Below are 21575 nucleotides of genomic sequence, written 5' to 3' on the forward strand. Positions count from 1 at the left end.
CGGAAGACGAGGTCGTCGGCCGGCGTGATGCGGGCGAACATCTCCTTGAGGTTGCCGGCGATCGTCGCCTCGCTGACCGGATAGGCCAGTTCGCCTCCTTCGATCCAGAAACCGGCGGCGCCGCGGCTGTAGTCGCCGGTTACCGGATTGACGCCCTGCCCCATCAGCTCCGTGACGTAGAAGCCTTCCTGGATATCCGCCAGAAGCGCCTGCCGGCTGATCTGGCCCGGCGCCATATAGAGGTTGGTGACGGCGGGCGACGGCGGGCCCGACACGCCCCGCGCGGCGTGACCGGTCGACTGCAGCCCCAATTGCCGAGCCGTCGCGAGATCGAGCAACCAGGTGGTCAGGACACCGTCGTCGATCAGACGACGCGGCTTCGTGGCGAGCCCTTCCGCATCGAAGGGGCGCGAGCGTAAGCCGCGACTGCGGTGAGGGTCGTCGTAGATCACGATGCCTTCGGGAAACAGCCGCTCGCCCAGCTTATCCTTGAGAAAGGAGGTGCCCCGGGCCACCGCGGCGCCGTTGATCGCACCGGCAAGACTGCGCAATAGACCGCCCGAGATGCGCGGGTCGAAGACCACGGGGTAACGGCCGGTCTTGGGCCGGCGCGGATTGAGCCGCTTGACCGCCCGCTCGCCGGCGCGCCGGCCAACCTCCGCCGGGTCCTCCAGGTCCGCACCGAAGACGGTGGTGGAGTAGTCGTAGTCCCCCTCCATCTTGAGTCCCTCGCCCGCCAGCACGGAGCAGCTGACCGCGTGATTGGAGCTTGCATAGCTGCCGGAAAAGCCGTTGGAGGCAACCAAAGTCGCCCGGCTGGAGCCCCAGGCCGCGGCAGCGCCGTCGGAGTTGGTGACCCCGGAGACCGCTAGGGCCGACTCCTCGCACAAACGCGCCCGCTCGATCAGAGTCTCCGGCGCCGGCTCCTCGGGGTCCAACAGATCCAGCTCCGGCCGGGTTTCGGCCAACTGGTCCGGAGCGGCCAAGCCGCAGTAGGGATCTTCTGGGACGGCCTTTGCCATCGAGACCGCCCGTTCGACCAAGGCCCGCAGCGCATCGGAACCGATGTCCGTCGTCGACACCATGGCCTGGCGCTGGCCGATCAGAACCCGCAGGCCGAGATCTTGTCCTTCCGCGCGCTGAAGCCGATCGGTCTGACCATGGCGGAGCTCCTGCGAGAGCGACCAACCGCGCACAAGGATCGCATCCGCTGCATCCGCGCCCTGCGCCTTGGCTTTCGCCACCACCTCCTCCAGCAGCGTGCGATCGGTGTCGGCATGGGAGTCGGTGGCGGTCATGAGATCTCCTGTTCGGGAAGGGCCGGGGCACAGCGCGGCGGACGCCATGAGTGAAGGCGTGGATCAGATATAGGCGCTTCGGACAGAACCGTCAGGTCCGCCGAAGCTAAACAGGCCCCCTGTCGATCCGCTCAGCTTCGGCCGACCGCCGCCCCGGGGTTCTCGCCGATATCCCACCAGAGCCCAGTCATAATTCGCAGCCCTTCGCGGCAGACCGGCGCAAGCACATGTTCGTCGGGCGCATGCTGCTGACAGCCGGCATAGGAATGCGGCACCCAGACGGTCGGCATGCCGAGAATATCGCTGAAGGCATCGTTCGGGATCGTGCCGCCCAGATTCGGCAAGAGCATCGGTGGATGACCAAGGGTCTGGTTCAGCGAAGCGGCGGCAAAGGCGACGCTGGCGTGATCGCTGTCCAAGCGGGTCGCGGGCATCGGCGTCGCTTCCGCCGGCTCGACGATGCAGTCCTCGAAGCCCTCAGCCGCCAGATGCCGCTGAACCGACGGCACGATGTCGCGCCAGTCCGTCCCGACGACAAACCGCAGCTGACAGGTCGCCACCGCCTCCCCGGGAATAGCATTGACCGGCGCCGCCGGATCGCCGGTGCCGAAGGCGAGCACCTCCAGGGCATTCCAGCCGTAGAGCCGTTCGACCGGGGTCAGACCCGGCTCGCCCCAGGTCTCGTCGATCTCGGGTGCGTTCTCGCCGCCGTCGAACGCCAGCTTGCCCAGATCCGAGCGGAGTTTGTTGGACAGGGGCGCCGGGCGCAGCTCGGGCACCTTGATTTCACCGCGTGGGCCGACGACGGCCGCCAGGGCATGGGCGAGACGGACACCGGGATTGGCCAGCACGCCGCCCCAGTTGCCGCTGTGGTGCGCGCCCTCGCGGTAGTTCAGCCGAACCCGGAAATTGAAGACTCCGCGCGATCCCATGTAGAGCGTCGCCGCCTCCGGTTTCAGGCGTGGCCCGTCGGAGGCGACCAGCAGATCGGCGGCAAGGCGCTCCCGCTCGGCTCGGCAGAACTCGCGCAGCCCGGGCGATCCGACCTCTTCCCCCGTCTCCAGCAACACCTTCACGTTGAAGCCGAGCCGACCCCGGGTCGAGAGCACGAACCCGAGAGCCGCGATGTTGATGCAGTGCTGCGCCTTGTTATCGGCGGTGCCGCGCCCGTACCAGCGCTCGCCCTCCGTCGTCAGCGTCCAGGGATCGAGACCCTGGCGCCAGCGGCCCTCCTGCCCGCGCACCACATCGGCGTGCCCATAGGTCAGGACCGTCGGAAGATCCGGATCCTCGATCCGCTCCGCCACCAGGAAAGGGACGGCTTCGACCACGGGATTGTCGTGCAGGCTGCAGCGAAATCCCAGGCGTTCCAGTTCGGGCGTCATCTCCTCGGAGAGATAGCGCGCCAGATGGGGCCGTTTGTCGACCTCCTGACTGGTGCTGGGAACGGCGATCCGGCGCGCCAGAACGGCCTGAAACCGGCCATCGTCGAAGTAGGCTTCGGCGGCGGCCAGAGCGGCGGAACGATCTTGGGTCACGACATCCATGGAGTTCTCAGGGCTTCCTATAAGACGGGCTGGAGACGACGCGCGCCGCAGGTCAGGGCGCAGGAGGCATAATTCCTGCGCAGAGCTTCCCTCCGGGTCAAGCCCGGGTGCGGCCTGGGGGCAGTGCTAACCGGTCGGCAGCACGAAGCGCGCGACCCAGATATCGGGAAGAAGCTGTCTTCGGATCGTACGCCAACCGACGGTCAGTAGCCCGCCGTCCCGGCTGCGCAGAGCCGTCGCCAGATCCATCCGCGCAGCCGTTCCCAGAATCTGCGCCTCACCGAGCACACCGCCAGCGTCGAGACTACGCTTCCAAGCCGTTGCCGGTTGCGCGGCCTCCCGGTGCGGCCCCGGATGGGTCGAGCCGATCAGCCAGTGCCCTCCGGAGGGACCCGGCAGGACAGCGGCCAGCAGATCCATGTCGCGCCCGCCGAAGGTCAACTCGCCGATTGCCCTGCCGTTCGATGCGAAGCGGCGGGTCCAGGCCTGCGTTGCATGCCAGGGCGCATCGAGCTGCCAACCGGCCACCAGCAGACCCGAGGGTCCGTCGGGGGCCAGCCCGCCGATCTCCTCCTGCGGGCCGCCCGCGAGATCCGCCCGCCAGATCACCTCACCCTCCGACGAAAGGCGGGCGACCCAGGCATCGCGCCGCCGACGTTCCGCGATCGACGACTCGGCCGCTGCGAGCAAAGGACCGGAGAGAGCGAGACTACGGTCTGGCAGCTCGATCAGACGGTGAACCCCGCGCGGTGTCGGACTCGGCACCTCCCATCGCTGCAGAACCTCGCCCTCGGCCGTCAGGCGCAACAGCCAAGTCTTCGTCTTGCCGTCGGGAAAATAGTCGGTGCCCGCAGCCAGCAGATCGCCGGCGGCCGAGGGAATCAGCGCCTCGATCCCACTCCAGACGTCTGACGGCGCCGGCAGACTGCGCTCCCAGAACACCCGAGCGTCCGTCGATATACGGGCAATCCAGGGGCGCGCCCGCAGACCGTCCCCGACACTGCCGGCAAGAAAGGCACCGCCATCCGGCAGGGCCGCCAACCCAAGGCCGCGCACTTCGCGGGCCTCGTCGAAGTTGCGCCACCAGTGGGTGCGACCATGCCGGTCGAGCTTCATCACCCAGGCGGCGATCTGACTGGGGTCGTTGTCGTCGCGCTGACCTGCGACGAGATAGCCGTCACTGCCGGGCAGCTCCACCGCGGCCGTCGCAACCTGCCACCTGTCGGGAAACACCGGACTGACGACCCAGGCCGCCCGGTGAGCCGGCTCAACACGTCCGCCGGCGGTCCCAAATTCCTGAGCCCCCAGCGGCACGGCCTGAAACAACGCAATCAGCAGCAGAACGGCAAGAACGATCGCGATGCGACTGCCGTCGAAGAAGCGCATGGTCGGCTCCTATCGCGTCTGCCCGGCGGCCAATACCGATGAAATCGAAGCCAGTTGAAAGCCACTAACAGGAACGACTCAAACTAGCCGACATACCGCTCGAAAGCGACCGTCCAGCCGTCGCGACTTAGACTTGGCAGCAAAGAGCTCGCAGACTGCCTCTATCCACGGAAAACGTGCCGGTCCGACAGGCTTTACGAATGATTAGCACCCCGTACCTTAGGTTGCAGATCGTTTCAGGGACCTGGATGCCATTCTCATGTCGTTACCCCTCACGGATAGCCGTCACGCCGAACGGGCGGGCCTTCGGCTTGCAGCCGCTCTTATCCTGCTTTCCGTTCTGGCCTTACTGCTGCTGTCTTTGCGGCAACCGCAGCCTGACATTGAGGTGGCGCTGATCTTCACGCCCGGCACCAGTCAGGATGCGGCTCTGGTTGCCGTTGCGGAAGCCAACGGCAAAACGGTGCGGCCCGGCGCCTGGTCCAACATCCTGGTGGCGGTGTTCCCCCGGGAACTCGCTTGGGCGGACCTCTGGCAGATGGGCGCCTTGGCCGCGATCGACCCCTTGGCCTTCGGAGCCTGCCTCGTTTCGGACGGAGCTGACACATGAATGCGCTTCTCTCCCTGCGTCTGCAGGTCGCAAAGGCCATGCTGGCTGCGCTTTGGCTGCATGTGCTGATCGTCGGCGCGATCGGTCTGCTGGTTCAGGACGCCTGGCTGGTCCCGAGCGCCGTCGCCGCGCTCTTCGCCGGCATCGCCACGGCACTGTGGCGCATCGATCCTCAGGCGCCGTCGTTCCGCTATGCGACCGCCGTCGCCTTCGTGGTGCAGATCGCGCTGATGATCTATCAGCTACGGGGTCACCCCTGGCAGATTGATCTGCATATGTATTTCTTCGCAGCGCTGGCCATGATGGCAGCCTTCTGCGATTGGCGCACGATTCTGGTCGCGGCCACGGCCACGGCCGTACATCACTTGAGTCTCAACTTCATCATGCCGGTTGCTGTCTTCCCGGATGGCGCGGATCTCGGCCGGGTTGTCCTGCACGCGGTTATTGTCGTGGTGGAGACGGGCGTCCTGCTGTGGCTCACGCATCGGCTGGTCGCGGCCTTCACGAACTCGGAGGAAGCGGTCACCCAGGCCCGTGCCGCGGAGGCCGAAGCGCAGAGACTAGGGCAGGCCCAACAGGAAACCGAGCGGCAGGCCCAGCTTGAGCGGAAACAGACTCTGACCGAGCTTGCCGACAGTTTCGAGGAAAGCGTCGCTCAAGTCGTCGAGAAGGCCGCCAGCCGCGTCGAGCGGATGCGCGGTCAAGCCGAAGGGCTCAGCAACACCTCGGAGCAGGCCGCAGGTGCAGTCGCCGGGGCGAGCGAGCGGGCCGGCCAGGCAACGGAGAATACCCAGACGGTGGCAGCGGCATCCGAAGAGATGTCGGCGTCGATCGGAGAGATTTCGAAACAGGTCAGCCACGCTCAGGACATCAGTCAAGGTGCCGTCAAACGCGCCGAGACAACGGACGAGACGGTGCAGAGTCTCGCTCAGGCGGCGCAGAAGATCGGGGAAGTGACCAGCTTGATCTCCGACATCGCCGAACAGACCAACCTGCTGGCACTGAACGCGACGATCGAAGCCGCCCGTGCGGGCGAAGCGGGCAAGGGCTTTGCGGTGGTCGCCAGCGAGGTCAAGAATCTGGCCAGCCAGACCGCGAAGGCGACTGAGGAGATCGCCAACCAGATCGGCAACATGCAGTCGGTTACCGGAGAGGCCGTTCAGGCGATCGGCGGCATCCGACAAACCATCGGAGAGTTGGCCGAGGTCGCGACCGCGATTTCTGCGGCGGTCGAAGAACAGACTGCGGCGATCGGAGAGATCAGCAGCAGTACTAACAATGCCGCTGAGGCGACGCGCGCCGTGTCCGAGGAGATGTCGAACGTGCGAACCTCGAGCGAGGAAGCACGCTCGACCGCCGGCGACGTCTCCAATGCGACCAAGGACTTGTCGCGCGAAATCGATGGCCTGAAGCAGGAGGTCGCCAGCTTCCTGGAACAGGTTCGGGTGGCCTAAGAGCCGGCCCCCACAGTCGAAACGTCCGGCACAGACCCGAAGCCGCTAGCGCCCTACCAAAGCCAGGTTTCAGGCTTGGGATGCGGCGTGCCGCGACTGACGGCCTGAATGCCTTTCACGCAACGCACGATTAGCCAGACCGACAGGAAGATCAGCAGAAACCAGCCGATCACGACGATCATGAGCAGCGCACCGACCAGACAGCCGAGCAGAAAGAGCCAGAAGGTCCGGATCTGAAAGCGATAGTGGCTCTCCAGCCATTCCGAGGCCGCGCCGCGATTCACGTAGGCGATCACCACGCCGATCGGTAGCGTGATGCCGGAGACCAGGGCGCCGAGATAGAGCGCGTAGATCACAAGAGCAGGGGTCGCCGACTCGCCGGAACCTGCAGGGACAGGGGAGATCTCCTTTCGATCCGAATCCGTCGGTGACGTCTCGCTCATATCCGTATCCACAGTCTGTTTTTGCAAGCCCGCCCGCCGAGTCTCGGCCGCGCTACTTCCAGATCGCCTTGCCGGAACCCGGCAGCCCCAGATCCGGCCAGAGACGGTTGACGCGGTCGATCACCTCCTGATCCATGCGGATCACCTCGCCCCAGTCGCGTTTCGTTTCCGGCGGCCACTTGTCGGTAGCGTCCAGTCCGATCTTGGAGCCGAGGCCGGAGTCCGGGCTGGCGAAATCGAGATAGTCGATCGGCGTGTTCTCCAGCATCGTAACGTCGCGTGCCGGGTCCATCTTGGTCGAGATGGCCCACATCACGTCCTTCCAGTCGCGCGCATCCACATTGTCGTCCACCACGATCAGCCACTTGGTGTACATGAACTGCCGCAGGTAGCTCCAGGCGCCGAGCATGACGCGCTTGGCATGACCCGGATAGGCCTTCTTCATGGAGATCACGGCGATGCGGTAGCTGCAGCCTTCGGGCGGCAGCCAAAAGTCCCGGATTTCCGGAAACTGCTGCTGAAGCAGAGGAATGAAAACCTCGTTCAGCGCCTCGCCCAGGACCGAGGGTTCATCCGGCGGCCGCCCAGTGAAGGTGGAGAGATAGATCGGCCGCTCGCGGCGGGTGATAGCCGTCACGGTGAAGACCGGGAAGGGCTCCACAGCGTTGTAGTAGCCCGTATGGTCCCCGTAGGGTCCCTCGTCGCCGTAGTCCTCCAGACTGACGTAGCCTTCGATGACGATCTCGGCCTCGGCCGGCACCTTGAGCGGGACCGTCTTGCAGTCCACCAGCTCGACCCGCCGTCCCCGCAGCAAACCGGCGAACTGGTATTCGCTGAGAGTATCTGGGACCGGCGTCACGGCTGCCAGGATGGTCCCCGGATCGGCACCCAGCACGGCTGCGGCCGGCAGGGGCTCGCGCTTGCTCTTCTTCCAGCGCGCATGGTGCTGAGCTCCGCCACGGTGCTTCAGCCAACGCATCAGCGTCGTGTTTCGCCCCGTCACCTGCATGCGGTAGATGCCGAGATTGAAGGCGTCGGCCTTGTCGCCCTTCGGATTCGGCCCTTGGGTGACCACGAGCGGCCAGGTGATCAGGGGCGCCGGCTCGCCTGGCCAGCAGGTCTGGACCGGCAGGTCACCCAGGTCGATGTCGTCGCCCTGCAGCACGACCTCCTGGCAGGGCGCGCGGCCCAGGGTCTTGGGCTTCATCGCCACGACGGTCTTCAGCAAGGGCAGCATGTTCCAGGCCTCACGAAAGCCGCCCGGCGGTTCCGGCTGACGCAGGAAGGCCAAGGTTTCGCCGACCTCGCGCAGTTGGGCGGGCTCGCGCTCCATGCCCCAGGCCACCCGTTCCACCGTGCCGAAGAGATTGACCAGGACCGGCATGTCCCAGCTTCGGCCACGGCCATCATCGACGTTCTCGAACAGAACGGCCGGCCCGCCCTCGGCCAGCAAGCGGGTTTGTATCTCGGTCATCTCCAGAACGGGCGAGACCGGGTGTTTGACGCGCAGCAGCCGGCCACGGCTTTCGAGCTGCTCCATGAACTCACGCAACGATCTATAGGGCATGCCCTGTCTTTCTCTCCCTCGCCACCAAGCAGCCAGCTGGCGCACCAGCCACCACACCAGACAGACGCAAGATGATCGCCCCGCGGTCGAACGACAATCCAGCCGACACGTCGGCTTGGAGTAAATCGGCTCGGAATAAAACGGAGCGGGGATCGTTGTCTGGGTATGACGCTCCTAACCACATCAAACGCAAAGGTAAACGCCAAAGCCCTCCCGACGGGCAAGGTCCTCCACGTCGCGGTCTTCCTCCTCCCCACCCGACGTGCGGACGGCGGGGCTCTCCCTCCCGGCCCCGCCGTCCTTGGCCTTGCACAACAGGGACGTGACCTCCACATCGTCGGCCACTTCACGCAACTTCGGTTTCCCCGCTGTGCCTTCGGTCGACGACGACAGCTCCCTCCCGGCTCCACAGGATCTGCTGGTCCGCGAGGTCGCCGGGGGCGTTCAACCCCGCAGCCGCTTCGCCTTCTGTTTCTCGGACACGGGCTGGGAGCTTCTGGTTTCCAACTCGGGCCACGAAACGATCCTGCGCGGCCGCGACAAGCGGGACTTCGCCTTCGGCGGCTGGGCGGATCTCAAGACCGGCCGAATCTGGGCGGCGAACGGCACGATCAAGAACGTGCCGAAGCGCTGGCAGGCCACTGTGGCGGGGGCCCTGGAAAATCACTTCCGTCAGTTTTTTCGATGGCACTGAAACCGCCTGCCGTCCGAGCGGACCGTCGGCGTCGGCCATCCCCTCGCAGCTCCCGAAACTCCAAAGGCCGGGCTCCGGAGAGCCACGCCGGGCTTTGGAAAGTTTTAGGGCATTCCGGATTAGACGTTGCAGGTCAGGATGGTGTCTACTAGGTGCAAGTTCTAAGCCTGTAGTCATCCGCCTTGCTCAGACGAAGGTGTGAATCAACATGCAACAGTATTGGGTCGTCGGCGGCGAGTATCGCGATACGAAGTTCAAAAAACCGCTGTGCGGAGCGGAGGAGTGGATTGGCCCCTTCCAAAGCTATCAGGACGCCAAGCAGGAGTGGTCCCGGCGCGCCTGGCAGACGGTGGACGACGCACACACCCGCTACCGTATCGAACAGGGTGATCCCGATCTGCCACCGCCCTGCACCGACTGACGACAGCCGAACCGCAGAACGGGGAGACTGCCGGCGTTGCGTGACGGTTCGGACTTCCCTGAACGTGCCGCAGCCCGTCGCAGATGCCTTTTGAACTCCCTCGCGACGCCCCGGCTCGCTTGGCCCTGGCCAAGGGCTACCCCTTCGAAGCCCCCGACAACTGCTTCGTCTGGAGCGCGGCGGGCGACCGGCCCAGCCTGCGCCCGATCTGCGAAGCGGATTTCAGCGGACGGACCCCGGTTCTCGCACATGGGTCCAACCGGGCGCCCGCACAGCTTGCGCGGAAGTTCGCGGGCCGAGCCGGGTTGGAACCCGATATCCCCGTCACTGCCGGATGGCTGCTGGATTCGGACGTGGTCTATTCGGCGCATATCACGCGCTACGGCGCGGTTGCCTCGACCCTCTGGTCGGTTCGCGGCTGCCGTATCCGGATCGGCGTCACCTGGCTGACCGCCGCCCAGCTCGATCGTATGCACGAGACCGAAGGCCGCAACTATCGCTACGGCCACCTCGCCAGACGATTCGAGGCCGACAGCGGACCGCAGTCGGTCTTCGACGGCCTGCCGACCTACCTGAGCGACCACGGCTGTCTGACCCGAAATGCCGGAACAACAGGTGAGATCGACGGGCCGCTGGCCCTGGCAGCCGTCAAAGCCGACGGGCGGCCCCACGCGGCCCTCTCGCAGACCGAGGCGCTCGCGCTGATCCGCGACAGGCATCACCCGAGCGAAGATATCGAACGTCACATTCTATCCAATATCGACGACGAAGCCCGCCGCAGCACACTTGTGGCGTGTCTGCGCGCAACAGCTTTGAAGGCCGATCTGACCGATTTTCAACCGGATCCGACACCGACTTCCTAACCGAACGGCCGCTAGTGGACGCCTTTAGCGGAGGATCTTCCGGTCATTGCTGTCGAAGAAGACGGCGAATCCCAGAATACGATTGACCTGTCGCGCTTCACCAAAGGGCAGCAGGACACGCTCGTACCGAACCTGTCCACCATTCGCCCGCCAGGTCATCGACCCCGAGTGATAGACGGGTGCGGCCCGTGCCAGACAGGACTCGTAGTCTTCCAGAAGATCCGGTCGCTGGGTCGCCGGAATCAGCTCGGTCAGCTTCTTGCTCGTGATCTCAAAACCGTAGAGATCTCGGTAGCTTGTCCCAGCGAGACGGAGATGCATCTCGTCGATCGTCGATCCATCGATAATGAAGATCCGCGACAGGAAAGGCTTCAGTTCAAGAGGATCGATCGTGTCAGACTTCGGCAGGCGCAAGGTGCCACGCAGATGATCCCAATGCGCGACAATCGCCCCGATCTCCTCGTCGGAGCGGGGCGGCACTTGGGTATCCAAACGAAGCGGAGCGATGTCCATTTTTAAGCGCTTGAAGAAGCGGGCCAGCCGCGGATTTCTTAGTAACTATAGATGATTTGCTAAGAAAGCGCGAAACTTCCCTGCGCTATCAACTTTAGCGATATTTTCTCACTTGCCAGACGACCGAATTGCGAAGCTCGTCGTCTTCCAGGTCGCGGCTCGTCCTAACCGCATAGGTGATCAACTGCTTTAACCCGGAACGGGGCAGATAGCTACGCCCAGGGTCGCCGAGCAGAACCTTGGCGCCCCTTGTCGCCAAGCTACGCAGCCAAGGAACGACGGCGTCGGACATCGCGCTTTCGTAACAGACGTCGCCGGCCAGAACGACGTCCCATCCATGGTCTGAGCCCACAAGGTCGCTGCCGTCCGCGGCAATCGACGTGTCGTTCAGCTTTGCGTTGATCTCGATCGCGGCGAGGGCGAAGGGATCGATATCGCAGGCCGTGACCTCGGCTGCGCCGGAGAGAGCCGCCGCGATCCCTTGGATCCCCGATCCGGCAGCGAAATCGAGCACGCGGCGATCCGTCACAACGTCAGGTCTGTCGAGCAGATAGCGGGCAAGGGCCTGTCCGCCAGGCCAGGCGAAGGCCCAGTAAGGCGGCGGGAGGCCCAGATCCTCCAGATCCGCCTCCGTCGCCCGCCACAGCGGCATGACCTCGCTGGCAAGCCGCAGACGGATCTCGGGCACTAAGGGCGGATGCGCCACCGCGGTCTGGGCCAAAACGAAGCCGCGGGGGTCGCTCACCCCGCAGGCTGGCAGGCAATCATGCGACAGGTGCCTTACCTTGAGATCGTTCTACTGGAGCCACTGCTTAGAGCAGCCCGGCCAGGAAAATGCCGACGAACAAGAGAGCCCCGGCATTCCGATTGGACTTGAACCGCGCCAGGCAGTTGTGGGGGTCGTCGATATCCAGCGTGACGATCTGCCAGACGAAATGGCCGGCCATGGCCGACACGCCCAGGAAGTAGGGCCAGGCACTCCCGGCGCTCCACCCCGCAGCTGTCAGAAGCAGAATCGCGACGGCATAGAAACCCGCGAGCCACAGCCGGCTGTCGCCGCCTAGCCGCAGAGCCGTCGACTTGACGCCGATCAGAGCGTCGTCCTCCTTATCCTGATGGGCATAGATCGTGTCGTAGCCGAGCGTCCAGAAGACCCCGGCCAGATAGAGCAGCAGCGCCGGCCAGGCGACCGCCCCGGTCACCGCCGCCCACCCCATCAGCGCCCCCCAGTTGAAGGTCAGGCCCAACCAGGCCTGCGGCCAGTAGGTAATGCGCTTCATCAGCGGGTAGGGAAAGACCAACAGCAACGAGGCCACACCCAACAGAATTGCGGTCTCGGACAGCTGCAGCAGGATGACGAAAGAGATCGTCAGCAGAGCGACGAGGAAAACCAGCGCCTGGGGGACAGAGAGCTGACCGCTGGCCAGCGGACGGTCGGCCGTTCGCGCCACCTTGGCGTCGATCTTTCGGTCGATCAGGTCGTTGACGGTGCATCCGGCCGCGCGCATCGTGAGCGCACCGAGACCGAAGAGCAGCAGGAGAAAAAGGCTCGGCGCCTCGTCCTGCCAAGCCGCCGCCAGGGGGATCGACCACCAGCAGGGCCAAAGCAAAAGCCAGGTTCCGATCGCGCGGTCGGCCCTGGCCAGCCGCAAGTACGGGCGCCAAGCTTCCGGCGCACGCCGGTCGACCCAGGAACCCCGGGGAATGTCGCTGCGCTCGGCGGTTGTTTCCTGTGATCCGGCCATCACCTAACCTTGGACCGCTACAACTTGGGATACAATGGCCACCGCGAGCGTGACAGTCACGCCCGGATCGCGGATGAGTCGTGCGGGCACCCTGGAACTTGAGAGACGATGGCTGACGACAGGACGCAAGACAAGGTGGCCACACGCCTGCATGTCGAGGAAGACCTTGCGGCTGGACAGGTGGTTGGCCTGGACCACGGCCGCGCGCACTTCCTGCGGACCGTCCTGCGCTTGCAGGTCGGGGCGCGGGTTGCGCTCTTCAACGGGCGCGACGGCGAGTGGTCGGCGGCGCTCGAGGGGTTGGGAAAAGGCTGGGCTTCCCTCGCCGTCGCCGAGCAGCGCCGGCCCCAGAGTCCGGAACCCGACCTCTGGTTGCTGTTCGCGCCGATCAAGCGAGGGCGCATCGACTTTTTGGTCGAAAAGGCGACGGAACTCGGCTGCTCGGAACTCCACCCGGTCATGACCCGCTTTACCGCAATGGACCGGGTCAACACGGACCGGCTGACGGCTAACGCCCGCGAGGCGGCCGAGCAGAGCGAGCGTTTGTCGGTTCCTCCGGTGCAGGCCCCGATCGCCCTGGGAAAACTGATCGATACCTGGCCGCAAGAGCGGCAGCTTCTGGTCTGCGCCGAGCGACGGGATGCACCCCCGATCGCCGAATCCCTGGCGGCGGCGCAAGCCGAGGGACTGGGGCAAGCGCCCTGGGCCGTTCTGATCGGCCCGGAAGGCGGCTTCGCCGACCACGAGTTCACCGCCCTGGAGCGCCTGCCCGGAACGCGTTTCGCCGGCTTGGGCCATCGCATTCTGCGCAGCGACACCGCCGGAGTCGCCGCCCTGGCCTGCTGGCAGGCGCTTCTGGGTGACTGGCAAGAACGCCGAACACTGCCGGGCAAGGACTGAACTCCACCCCTCCCAGTGCTCGCCCACCTTTGACCGGAGCGCAAAGGTGAGCGGTCGTATCGGTGCTTGACCCTTTTAACGGCATGGCCTCTTGTGCCGGTCGAACGAGGTCGGGGCATCGGCGCGAATCGGCGAGACGCCCGAACTAGCGAAAAGGACGCTTATGTCCGCACCGCCACAGGCAAAGGGTGCGCCGATCGAAAGCAAGGCGCAGCTGGTCCACTATCTGGAAGCCGGCTGCAAGCCGGCCGGCGATTGGCGCATTGGGACCGAACACGAAAAGTTCGCCTTCGATCAGCAGACGCTGAAACCGCTGCCCTACGAAGACCCCGCGGGGGGTGCCAAGTCGATCCGCCGGATCCTGGAGGCGCTGACCGACCGCTTCGGCTGGTCCGCCATCGCGGAGGACGGTCGCCCGATCGCACTGACCAAGAACGGCTGCAACATCACCCTGGAACCCGGTGGGCAGGTCGAGCTCTCGGGAGCCCCGCTGGAGACGATCCACCAGACCTGCGACGAGGTGCACACCCATCTCCACCAGGTGAAGGAGGTCTGCGGGCCGGTCGGCGTCGGCATGATCGGTCTGGGCTTCGCCCCGACCTGGACCCGAGCGGACATGCCCTGGATGCCCAAATCGCGCTACCAGATCATGAAGGCCTACATGCCCAAGCGCGGTAAACTGGGCCTGGACATGATGCTCCGCAGCTGCACGGTACAGACCAACCTGGATTTCGCCTCGGAATCCGACATGGTCCGCAAGTTCCGAGTCTCGCTCGCCCTGCAGCCGGTCGCGACCGCGCTGTTCGCCAACTCCCCATTCGTCGACGGCAAACCGAGCGGCTTCCTGAGCTACCGCAGCCACATCTGGACCGACACCGATCCCGACCGTACCGGCGTGCCCCAGTTCGTCTTCGAGGAGGGCATGGGCTTCGAGCGTTATGTCGACTACGCGCTCGATGTGCCGATGTATTTCGTCTACCGCGACGGACAGTATCTGGACGCCTCGGGACAGTCCTTCCGGGACTTCCTGGCCGGCCGCCTGCCCCTGTTGCCGGGCGAAAAGCCCTACGAGAGCGACTGGGCCGATCATCTGACCACGCTGTTTCCCGAAGTCCGGCTCAAGCGGTTCCTGGAGATGCGCGGCGCCGACGGCGGGCCTTGGAAGCGCCTTTGCGCCCTGCCCGCGCTCTGGGTCGGCCTGCTCTACGACGAGGATGCCCTGACGGCGGCGGAGGAGCTGGTCGCCGGTTGGACGGCGGCCGACCACCAGCGTCTGCGCGAGGAGGTGCCGCGCCTGGGCCTCGCAACCCAGGCTCCAGCAGGAGGAAACCTGCGGGAGCTCGCGCGCCGCATGCTGGAGATTTCCGCACAGGGCCTGAAAGCGCGGGCGCGCCTGGATTCGGCCGGCGAGAGCGAGGTTCACTTTTTGAACACTCTGCGTGAGATCGTGGACTCCGGGCTGAGTCCGGCGGAGCGCAAGCTGGAGAGCTATCGCGGACGCTGGAACGGCGACCTGGCCCCGCTGTTCCGCGAATTCGAATACTGACGAACCACGGGACCGAAGCGATGAGTCCGGAAGACAAAGACTGGCTGAAAGACTGGACGCCGAAGGTCGCCGTCGTGGCTTACCTGCTCTGTATCCTTGCCTTCCTAGGATCGCACGTTCGCCCCGGATCGCCGGAAAGCCTGCTCTTCGCCCTCAAGATGGGCATCGCCCCCGCCATCATCGGAACGGTTGTCGCCGTCGGTCTGATGTTCATCTGGCGCCGCCGCAGCTGAGCCTGCGTCCGAATCGCCAAAGCGCTGGCACACAAGGAAGAGCCGCGGTTGGGGGCCGCGGCTCTTGGGGTAACGCTTGCTCTCGACGTGAGAACTAACCTCTTGGGGAGGGGCTAGTGAGAAAAAGGCTATTCTCTAAAATCCTAACAATTCGTTAACGCGACAGAGGGCGTTGACCGATAGCCTGCACACAAAGCCAAGCAGACATTTTCCCCAGTTTGCTGCCGATGCTCAGTCCGACTCCATCCCGTTTTGATCTTTTGGGAGCCCGCAATGGCCGAGACGCTTCATCCCCGCTACGACCCGGACGGCGCGCCACCGCCCTTTTCCACCTACAGTCAGATGGTCGAGATCCCGGCGGGTCGCCGCAGCTTCCACGTCTCCGGTCAAGTGGGGGTACGCCCCGACGGCAGCCTGCCGGACAGCGGCGAGGCGCAGATTCGGCAGGCTTGGGAAAACGTTTTGGCCATACTGGCGGGGGCCGGACTCGGTCCTGAGCACCTGGTCAAGGTCGTCGGCTACATCACCCGGCCGGACCTGACGCCGGCCTTCCGTACCGCCCGGGACGACCTGCTGGCCGGGGCGCGGCCGGCCTCCACTCTGGTCGGTGTCCCGTTCCTCGCTCATCCGGACTGGCAGGTCGAGATCGAGGCGATTGCGGCGATCTGACCGCCCACGGACGTTCCAATCAGAACGCTTTCAACCGGGGCCGCCGCTAACCGGTGCTCGGACTGGCGCCGTTCAGCGACCAGTCGTAGCGATGATCGAAGATGTCGGTCACCCCGGCCAGGCGCGCCGATAGCGCGGGCGCCGCGTAGTCGCGCAGGTGCGCGATCACACCGGCCTGGCTGTCGCCGAAGTCCTCCCGGAACCAGCGGTAGATGCTGGAGACCACCAGACCGCCGTTCGGGAAGCTCGCCGCGCGCGGATGATTGACGAAGGCGCGCGCCGCCGCATCGAGCGTCTGACGAGTAGTCGCAGCGCGAAAGGCGCGCGTCTGCAGGTTGGGACAGCCGATGGCAGCGCAGTTGACGGCGTAGTGAATCAAGGGGTCCTGATTCCAGATCGGCCTGAGAATGCGGTGTTCGACATCGTCGAGCGAGACCGCTGTAGCCTCGACCTCGATCAGCTTGGCGCCCCAGGGCCCAGAGCTGAAGAACCCCGGCGAGATATCGATGTCCCGGATCGAGTCCACGGGATAATGCGCCAGGATCGTCTCCACCGTCAGAGCGTTGTAGAGATTGACCCAGTAGGCGAACTGCTCCTCGCGGTTCAGCTGCGCGACCGGCTGGCTGGCGAGCAGGTCGAGATACCGCCTGAGCGCGTCGCGATCCTGGGGCGTCACAGCCGCGTAGGCCACGCGGATGATCCCGGCTCCGTCCGGTCTTGCATAGGACGCGAGAATGGCATCCCAGGCATCGTGGTCGACGGTCAGGCGGGACTCGGGATCGTGAGGAAGCCAGCGCGGCCAGAGATCGGAAGCGGGAGCGGCGGCGGCCGGGGCCGCGCCTCCGATCCCGGCGAGGCCGGTCGCCGTCGCGGCGGCTGCAAGGCCGAGAAGGCCTCGGCGCGTCAGGGTCGTTCGAGTTCGGTCGCCAGATGTCATGGTCATGCGCTTCATCCCTGCAGGGGCGCGTAGTCGTTCAGGCGCCAGTCGTAGTCATGGCTGGCCCAATCGTCCAACTCCGCAAGCAGGTCGGCGCGCGAAGCCGTCGCGTACCGGCGCAGATGATCGAGGACCGCCCGGCGTCCATAGCCGAAGTCGCGTTCGTACCAGACGTAGATGCTGGACACCCGCAGACCGTTGAAGCGCATCCGCAGGTTTCGCGGATGATTTATGAAGGCCGTCGCCGCCGCGTCCAACTGATCCTCCAACCGCCGGGCGTCCAGCGCCTCCGGCACCAAATGCGGACAGCCCATGGCGGCGCAGTTCAGCACGTAGTGCAGACGCGGATCGCGCCAGATCGGCCGCAGGATGCGATGCTCGATGTCGTTGAGAGACAAGGCCCGGCGCTCGACGGTCACCAGCCGCTTGGCCCAAGGGCCGCCGGTAAAGAAGGCGCCGGACAGGTCGACATCGCGGATCGAGGCGACCGGATAGACCTTAAGCACCTGTTGCAGCACCAGCGCGTTATAGAAATTCACCCAATAGGCCAGCTGTTCACTGCGCGGATATTGTGTGATCGGCTCGTCGCTCAAGGCAGCGACATAGCCGTCGAGCGCCGCGCGGTCTTCGCCTGTGACGGCACTGTAGTGGAAAAGACTGTCGATGCCGCCGGTCACCGGACGCGTCTTCAGATATCTGCGCAGAAAACGGTCGAAGGCGCTGTGGTCGATCCGCGCCAGGGTCCGCGGGTCCGAGTAGCTCCAATGCTCCCAGAGTTCGGGGGTCGGCGCCGCCTCGGCACGGCCCGGCAGGGAGGCGATTGCGGCCCCTCCCGCCAGTCCGGTCAGGAGGGTGCGTCGGGTGATCTGGGCGGACATTCGTGAAGTCTCCGAAGGGATGGAACCGCGCACCCGAGGAATGCTCTTGGTCGCGCGATACCCCCGGGAGATGGGGCAAGCGGCAAACACGGCCCAGACACCTTTTCGTGACGGACAGCCGCTCGTCACGGCCCGAACTCTGGGTTTTGCGCGCGCTCCGCCCTTGTGTCATTTCCGCAACAGACCATATGTTCTGAGGCACTGGAGATGAGCCTGAGGCACATCGAAGGGACCGTAGGGAGGTGCCGCTGAGCATAGGGCCTCTCACAGTCTTTCGGAGAGCGACAGGCGACCGGAAGGCAGCGTTATCTGAAGGCATCGTCGATCGCGGGCTCGAATGGGCCGTGAACGGAGAGGGCAGACGAAGATGGATTTCGAGAAGTACACCGACCGCTCACGCGGTTTCGTGCAATCGGCGCAGACTCTTGCGCTGCGCAGCAACCACCAGCGCCTGACGCCGGAACACCTGCTGAAGGTGTTGCTGGACGATAAGGAAGGCTTGGCCGCCAACCTGATCCGGGCCGCCGGCGGCGACCCCAAGCAGGCCCTGACCCAGACGGACGCGGAACTGAGCAAGCTGCCGCAGGTCGAGGGCAGCGGCGCTGGACAGGTCTATCTGGCGCCGGAACTGGCCCGGCTGTTCGAGCAGGCCGAGCAGATCGCCGAGAAGGCCGGCGACTCCTACGTCACCGCCGAGCGCCTGCTGCTCGCGCTCGCCATGGCCAGCGGAAGCCCCGCCGCCAAGGCTCTGAGCGATGCCGGCGTATCGCCCCAGTCCCTGAACCAGGCGATCGAGCAGGTCCGCAAGGGCCGCACCGCCGACAGCGCGAGTGCGGAGGAAGGCTACGACGCGCTGAAGAAGTACGCCCGCGATCTGACCGAGGCGGCGCGCGAAGGCAAGCTCGACCCCGTCATCGGTCGCGACGAGGAGATCCGCCGCACCATCCAGGTGCTCTCGCGGCGGACCAAGAACAATCCCGTTCTGATCGGCGAGCCGGGCGTCGGCAAGACAGCGATCATCGAGGGGTTGGCCCAGCGCATCGTCAATGGCGACGTACCGGAGACCCTGCGCAACAAGAAGCTGATGGCGCTCGACCTGGGCGCGATGGTGGCCGGCGCGAAGTTTCGCGGCGAGTTCGAAGAGCGGCTAAAGGCCGTGCTGCAGGAGATCGCCTCTGCGGGAGGCGAAATCGTCGTCTTCATCGACGAAATGCATACCCTGGTCGGTGCCGGCAAGGCCGACGGCGCCATGGATGCTTCCAACATGCTCAAGCCCGCGCTGGCGCGCGGCGAACTGCATTGCGTCGGCGCCACCACGCTGGACGAGTACCGCAAGCACGTCGAGAAGGACGCCGCCCTCGCCCGCCGATTCCAGCCGGTCTTCGTCACGGAGCCGACGGTGGAGGACACCATCTCCATCCTGCGTGGCCTGAAGGAGAAGTACGAGCTGCACCATGCGGTCCGCATCACCGACAGCGCCATCGTGGCCGCCGCGACCTTGTCGAACCGCTACATCACGGATCGCTTCCTGCCGGACAAGGCCATCGACCTGATCGACGAGGCCTCCAGCCGGCTGCGCATGGAGGTCGACTCCAAGCCGGAGGAGATAGACGAGCTGGACCGCCGCATCGTGCAGCTCAAGATCGAACAGGCCGCGCTCAACAAGGAGTCGGATCAGGCCTCCAAGGACCGCTTGGAAAAGCTGGAACAGGAACTGGCCGATCTGGAGCAGCGCTCCGCCGAACTGACCGCCCAGTGGCAGGCCGAGAAGGACAAGCTGGCCGACGCGCAGAAGATCAAGGAACAGCTCGATCAGGCGCGCGGCGAGATGGAGATCGCCCAGCGCGAGGGCCGTCTGGACCGCGCGGCCGAGCTGCACTACGGCGTAATCCCCGACCTGGAACAGCGCTTGAGCCAAGCCGAAGAGGCGGAAGAAAGCCACATGCTCAACGAGCAGGTGAGCGACGAGCAGGTGGCCGCCGTGGTGTCCCGCTGGACCGGCGTGCCGGTCGACAAGATGCTGGAGGGCGAGCGCGAGAAGCTGCTGCGCATGGAAGAGGTGCTGCGCCGCCGCGTGATCGGCCAGGAGGAAGCCGTGACGGCCATCTCACAAGCCGTCCGCCGCGCCCGGGCCGGACTGCAGGACCCGAACCGGCCGATCGGCTCTTTCCTCTTCCTCGGCCCCACCGGGGTCGGCAAGACCGAACTCACCAAGGCGCTTGCCGCCTTCCTGTTCGACGACGAGCAGGCGATGGTCCGCCTCGACATGTCGGAGTACATGGAGAAGCATGCGGTGGCCCGCATGATCGGCGCACCGCCGGGCTATGTCGGCTACGAGGAGGGCGGCGCCCTGACCGAGGCGGTCCGCCGCCGGCCCTATCAGGTGATCCTCTTCGACGAGGTCGAGAAGGCCCACCCCGACGTCTTCAACGTGCTGCTTCAGGTTCTGGACGACGGCCGCTTGACCGATGGCCAGGGTCGCACGGTCGACTTCCGCAACACCCTGATCGTCATGACCTCCAACCTGGGCTCCGAGGTTCTGGCCGATCTGGAGCCGGGTCACGACAGCAGCGAGGTGCGCGAACAGGTGATGGCGGTGGTGCGCAGCGCCTTCCGTCCGGAGTTTCTGAACCGGCTGGACGACACGCTTCTGTTCCACCGGCTCACACGCGAGCAGATGACCGGGATCGTGGATATCCAGCTTGGCCGGCTGGAGACCCTACTGGCCGACCGCAAGATCGCGCTGCAGCTCGACGAGGCGGCCAAACGCTGGTTGGGCGATACCGGCTACGACCCGGTCTACGGCGCCCGGCCCTTGAAGCGGGTGATCCAGCGCGAACTGCAGAACCCGCTGTCCGAGATGATCCTGGCCGGCAAGATCGCCGACGGACAAAGGGTGACGGTCGGCGCCAGTCCGCTGGGTCTGATCATCGACGGCGCACCGGCCAAGGCGGCGGAATAGGCGGAGGCGAGGCGCGGGCTGCGGCCTGCACCTCGCGACCCTGTCGCGTTACGCCGAAGCCTGCCAGAGCAGGACGCCGACGGCCGCCAAGGCAAGCGCCACGATCAGGCGAAAAAACCCGGACCAGCGGCTGCGCAGCCCGATCCAAGCGATATCGAAGGGGGCAATCCGGGATCGCACGCCCGCCTCGGCGAGGCTTGGGCGTGCCCGAAGCCGAGCCCAATAGGCCGCCAGACCGGGACGGCGGCCGCCCTCCCATAGGTGACCGTGACCCAGCAGCGTCAACCGGGCCAGCAGCACCGCCCAAAAGACGTCGGCCAAGGTGAACCGCTCGCCCGTCAGGAAGGGACGGTGCGCGAGCGCCGCTTCGGCGCGGTCGAGCATCACCTCAAGTTGGCGCTCGACCGCCGCGATCCGATCCGCGCTTGAGAGGTCGCGCGCGAGTCGGTCGACCTCGACCGCCTTGGTGTTGTAGCGGTCGGCCAGTCCGGGATTGGCGGCTGCACGATCTTCGAGACGATGGAACTGGCGGCGCAGGTGATGCCAGGCCAGCCGGGGAAACCGCGCCGCCGTCAGCAGCGTGACCGGCAGCCGTTCGATCAGATCGATCCAGAGCCGCGCCTCGCCTCGATGGTCCAGCAGGGGACCGTCGAAGGCCCCGTCGAGATACCTGCAGATGCTCTCCGTTCCAGCGACAACACGCTCTCCGTCGCGGAGAACCGGCACCTCCATCGCGGGATTGAGGCTGGCGAACCAAGGATCGAAGGCTTCGAGGCCCGGCCCGATATCCACGTTCGACTGGCGCCAGGTCAAACCCTTCTCGACCAGGCAAAGACGCACGATCTGACAGGCGAAAGAGAGGGGATGGCTGTAAAGCTGAAGAGGTTTCGCGGCGCGCTGGGCCATGCC

At 65.5% G+C, this 21575-nt stretch carries 21 protein-coding genes (1 of these 21 cut by a window edge); 10 read left to right on the forward strand and 11 right to left on the reverse strand.

All coding sequences use genetic code 11. The features are described 5' to 3' along the window. The 3 genes from ACO054_RS15725 to ACO054_RS15735 all read right to left on the reverse strand — a co-directional run. Window positions 1-1298: the 5' portion of a TldD/PmbA family protein gene (locus ACO054_RS15725; RefSeq protein WP_421707526.1), read on the reverse strand. It extends 58 nt beyond the left edge of the window; 1298 of the gene's 1356 nt are visible here — the first part of the coding sequence; it begins with the start codon at window positions 1296-1298; its stop codon lies off the left edge, out of view. 131 nt (window positions 1299-1429) lie between these two features. Further along, window positions 1430-2845: a M20 family metallopeptidase gene (locus tag ACO054_RS15730; RefSeq protein WP_421707527.1), complete on the reverse strand. Its 1416-nt coding sequence runs from the start codon at window positions 2843-2845 to the stop codon at window positions 1430-1432. A 126-nt stretch (window positions 2846-2971) separates the two neighbouring features. Further along, window positions 2972-4231, reverse strand: a complete 1260-nt coding sequence (locus ACO054_RS15735; RefSeq protein ID WP_421707528.1) for a hypothetical protein — start codon at window positions 4229-4231, stop codon at window positions 2972-2974. Window positions 4232-4490: 259 nt separating this feature from the next. Here ACO054_RS15735 and ACO054_RS15740 point away from each other — a divergent pair, with 259 nt between their 5' ends. Continuing rightward, window positions 4491-4841 (forward strand): hypothetical protein, encoded by a 351-nt coding sequence (locus tag ACO054_RS15740; RefSeq protein ID WP_421707529.1) that lies wholly within the window; start codon window positions 4491-4493, stop codon window positions 4839-4841. Then, window positions 4838-6295: a methyl-accepting chemotaxis protein gene (locus ACO054_RS15745; RefSeq protein WP_421707530.1), complete on the forward strand. Its 1458-nt coding sequence runs from the start codon at window positions 4838-4840 to the stop codon at window positions 6293-6295. Before ACO054_RS15740 ends, ACO054_RS15745 begins: the two co-directional genes overlap by 4 nt. Window positions 6296-6348: 53 nt before the next feature. Here the strand turns inward: ACO054_RS15745 and ACO054_RS15750 are convergent, their stop codons facing one another. Both ACO054_RS15750 and ACO054_RS15755 read right to left on the reverse strand, forming a co-directional pair. Further along, window positions 6349-6738 (reverse strand): DUF4870 family protein, encoded by a 390-nt coding sequence (locus ACO054_RS15750; protein ID WP_421707531.1) that lies wholly within the window; start codon window positions 6736-6738, stop codon window positions 6349-6351. Between the two features lie 52 nt (window positions 6739-6790). Then, window positions 6791-8305, reverse strand: a complete 1515-nt coding sequence (locus ACO054_RS15755; protein WP_421707532.1) for a UbiD family decarboxylase — start codon at window positions 8303-8305, stop codon at window positions 6791-6793. Window positions 8306-8627: 322 nt separating this feature from the next. On the opposite strand from ACO054_RS15755, the gene ACO054_RS15760 reads away from it, so the two are divergent. The 3 genes from ACO054_RS15760 to ACO054_RS15770 all read left to right on the forward strand — a co-directional run bounded on the left by ACO054_RS15760 (window position 8628) and on the right by ACO054_RS15770 (window position 10283). After that, window positions 8628-8999: a hypothetical protein gene (locus ACO054_RS15760; RefSeq protein ID WP_421707533.1), complete on the forward strand. Its 372-nt coding sequence runs from the start codon at window positions 8628-8630 to the stop codon at window positions 8997-8999. Between the two features lie 208 nt (window positions 9000-9207). Further along, window positions 9208-9420 carry a DUF4170 domain-containing protein gene (locus ACO054_RS15765; RefSeq protein ID WP_421707534.1) on the forward strand — a complete coding sequence of 71 codons (213 nt, stop codon included), beginning with the start codon at window positions 9208-9210 and terminating at the stop codon, window positions 9418-9420. An 83-nt stretch (window positions 9421-9503) separates the two neighbouring features. After that, a complete protein-coding gene (locus ACO054_RS15770; protein WP_421707535.1) occupies window positions 9504-10283 on the forward strand; it encodes a hypothetical protein in 780 nt (259 codons plus the stop codon). A gap of 24 nt (window positions 10284-10307) precedes the next feature. Here the strand turns inward: ACO054_RS15770 and ACO054_RS15775 are convergent, their stop codons facing one another. The 3 genes from ACO054_RS15775 to ubiA all read right to left on the reverse strand — a co-directional run bounded on the left by ACO054_RS15775 (window position 10308) and on the right by ubiA (window position 12541). Continuing rightward, the gene (locus ACO054_RS15775; protein ID WP_421707536.1) at window positions 10308-10796 is read right to left on the reverse strand and encodes a PAS domain-containing protein; all 489 of its coding nucleotides are present in this window, start codon (window positions 10794-10796) and stop codon (window positions 10308-10310) included. 94 nt (window positions 10797-10890) lie between these two features. Beyond that, complete coding sequence (locus tag ACO054_RS15780) at window positions 10891-11541, reverse strand: class I SAM-dependent methyltransferase (protein ID WP_421707537.1); 651 nt, start codon at window positions 11539-11541, stop codon at window positions 10891-10893. Between the two features lie 67 nt (window positions 11542-11608). Continuing rightward, window positions 11609-12541 (reverse strand): 4-hydroxybenzoate octaprenyltransferase, encoded by a 933-nt coding sequence (gene ubiA, locus ACO054_RS15785; RefSeq protein WP_421707538.1) that lies wholly within the window; start codon window positions 12539-12541, stop codon window positions 11609-11611. Between the two features lie 108 nt (window positions 12542-12649). On the opposite strand from ubiA, the gene ACO054_RS15790 reads away from it, so the two are divergent. The 4 genes from ACO054_RS15790 (at window position 12650) to ACO054_RS15805 (ending at window position 15889) form a co-directional block, all read left to right on the forward strand. Beyond that, window positions 12650-13441, forward strand: a complete 792-nt coding sequence (locus ACO054_RS15790; protein WP_421707539.1) for a 16S rRNA (uracil(1498)-N(3))-methyltransferase — start codon at window positions 12650-12652, stop codon at window positions 13439-13441. Window positions 13442-13604: 163 nt separating this feature from the next. Further along, on the forward strand, window positions 13605-14987 hold the full coding sequence (locus tag ACO054_RS15795; protein WP_421707540.1) for a glutamate--cysteine ligase: 1383 nt from the start codon (window positions 13605-13607) through the stop codon (window positions 14985-14987). A gap of 20 nt (window positions 14988-15007) precedes the next feature. Then, window positions 15008-15220: a hypothetical protein gene (locus ACO054_RS15800; RefSeq protein ID WP_421707541.1), complete on the forward strand. Its 213-nt coding sequence runs from the start codon at window positions 15008-15010 to the stop codon at window positions 15218-15220. A gap of 273 nt (window positions 15221-15493) precedes the next feature. Beyond that, window positions 15494-15889 carry a RidA family protein gene (locus tag ACO054_RS15805; protein ID WP_421707542.1) on the forward strand — a complete coding sequence of 132 codons (396 nt, stop codon included), beginning with the start codon at window positions 15494-15496 and terminating at the stop codon, window positions 15887-15889. A gap of 46 nt (window positions 15890-15935) precedes the next feature. Here the strand turns inward: ACO054_RS15805 and ACO054_RS15810 are convergent, their stop codons facing one another. Beyond that, window positions 15936-16832, reverse strand: coding sequence for a DUF547 domain-containing protein (locus tag ACO054_RS15810; protein ID WP_421707543.1), 897 nt, complete (start codon window positions 16830-16832; stop codon window positions 15936-15938). 5 nt (window positions 16833-16837) lie between these two features. Then, window positions 16838-17704, reverse strand: a complete 867-nt coding sequence (locus ACO054_RS15815) for a DUF547 domain-containing protein (RefSeq protein ID WP_421707544.1) — start codon at window positions 17702-17704, stop codon at window positions 16838-16840. A 367-nt stretch (window positions 17705-18071) separates the two neighbouring features. On the opposite strand from ACO054_RS15815, the gene clpB reads away from it, so the two are divergent. Then, on the forward strand, window positions 18072-20666 hold the full coding sequence (gene clpB / locus ACO054_RS15820) for an ATP-dependent chaperone ClpB (protein WP_421707545.1): 2595 nt from the start codon (window positions 18072-18074) through the stop codon (window positions 20664-20666). A gap of 48 nt (window positions 20667-20714) precedes the next feature. Here the strand turns inward: clpB and ACO054_RS15825 are convergent, their stop codons facing one another. Continuing rightward, window positions 20715-21572 (reverse strand): glutathione S-transferase family protein, encoded by an 858-nt coding sequence (locus ACO054_RS15825; protein ID WP_421707546.1) that lies wholly within the window; start codon window positions 21570-21572, stop codon window positions 20715-20717. Window positions 21573-21575: the final 3 nt, after the last annotated feature.

Source organism: Algihabitans sp., from assembly GCF_965226985.1.
In the GTDB taxonomy this organism is placed as follows: domain Bacteria; phylum Pseudomonadota; class Alphaproteobacteria; order Kiloniellales; family DSM-21159; genus Algihabitans.

Bases quoted from the DNA above. Each gene is read 5' to 3' on its own strand.
- ACO054_RS15750 (WP_421707531.1), bottom strand. From the start codon at position 6,738: ATGAGCGAGACGTCACCGACGGATTCGGATCGAAAGGAGATCTCCCCT.
- ACO054_RS15755 (WP_421707532.1), bottom strand. From the start codon at position 8,305: ATGCCCTATAGATCGTTGCGTGAGTTCATGGAGCAGCTCGAAAGCCGT.
- ACO054_RS15735 (WP_421707528.1), bottom strand. From the start codon at position 4,231: ATGCGCTTCTTCGACGGCAGTCGCATCGCGATCGTTCTTGCCGTTCTG.
- ACO054_RS15730 (WP_421707527.1), bottom strand. From the start codon at position 2,845: ATGGATGTCGTGACCCAAGATCGTTCCGCCGCTCTGGCCGCCGCCGAA.
- ACO054_RS15800 (WP_421707541.1), top strand. From the start codon at position 15,008: ATGAGTCCGGAAGACAAAGACTGGCTGAAAGACTGGACGCCGAAGGTC.
- ACO054_RS15810 (WP_421707543.1), bottom strand. From the start codon at position 16,832: ATGACCATGACATCTGGCGACCGAACTCGAACGACCCTGACGCGCCGA.
- ubiA (WP_421707538.1), bottom strand. From the start codon at position 12,541: ATGGCCGGATCACAGGAAACAACCGCCGAGCGCAGCGACATTCCCCGG.
- ACO054_RS15765 (WP_421707534.1), top strand. From the start codon at position 9,208: ATGCAACAGTATTGGGTCGTCGGCGGCGAGTATCGCGATACGAAGTTC.
- ACO054_RS15775 (WP_421707536.1), bottom strand. From the start codon at position 10,796: ATGGACATCGCTCCGCTTCGTTTGGATACCCAAGTGCCGCCCCGCTCC.
- ACO054_RS15815 (WP_421707544.1), bottom strand. From the start codon at position 17,704: ATGTCCGCCCAGATCACCCGACGCACCCTCCTGACCGGACTGGCGGGA.
- ACO054_RS15795 (WP_421707540.1), top strand. From the start codon at position 13,605: ATGTCCGCACCGCCACAGGCAAAGGGTGCGCCGATCGAAAGCAAGGCG.
- ACO054_RS15805 (WP_421707542.1), top strand. From the start codon at position 15,494: ATGGCCGAGACGCTTCATCCCCGCTACGACCCGGACGGCGCGCCACCG.
- ACO054_RS15770 (WP_421707535.1), top strand. From the start codon at position 9,504: ATGCCTTTTGAACTCCCTCGCGACGCCCCGGCTCGCTTGGCCCTGGCC.
- ACO054_RS15745 (WP_421707530.1), top strand. From the start codon at position 4,838: ATGAATGCGCTTCTCTCCCTGCGTCTGCAGGTCGCAAAGGCCATGCTG.
- ACO054_RS15825 (WP_421707546.1), bottom strand. From the start codon at position 21,572: ATGGCCCAGCGCGCCGCGAAACCTCTTCAGCTTTACAGCCATCCCCTC.
- ACO054_RS15790 (WP_421707539.1), top strand. From the start codon at position 12,650: ATGGCTGACGACAGGACGCAAGACAAGGTGGCCACACGCCTGCATGTC.
- ACO054_RS15740 (WP_421707529.1), top strand. From the start codon at position 4,491: ATGTCGTTACCCCTCACGGATAGCCGTCACGCCGAACGGGCGGGCCTT.
- clpB (WP_421707545.1), top strand. From the start codon at position 18,072: ATGGATTTCGAGAAGTACACCGACCGCTCACGCGGTTTCGTGCAATCG.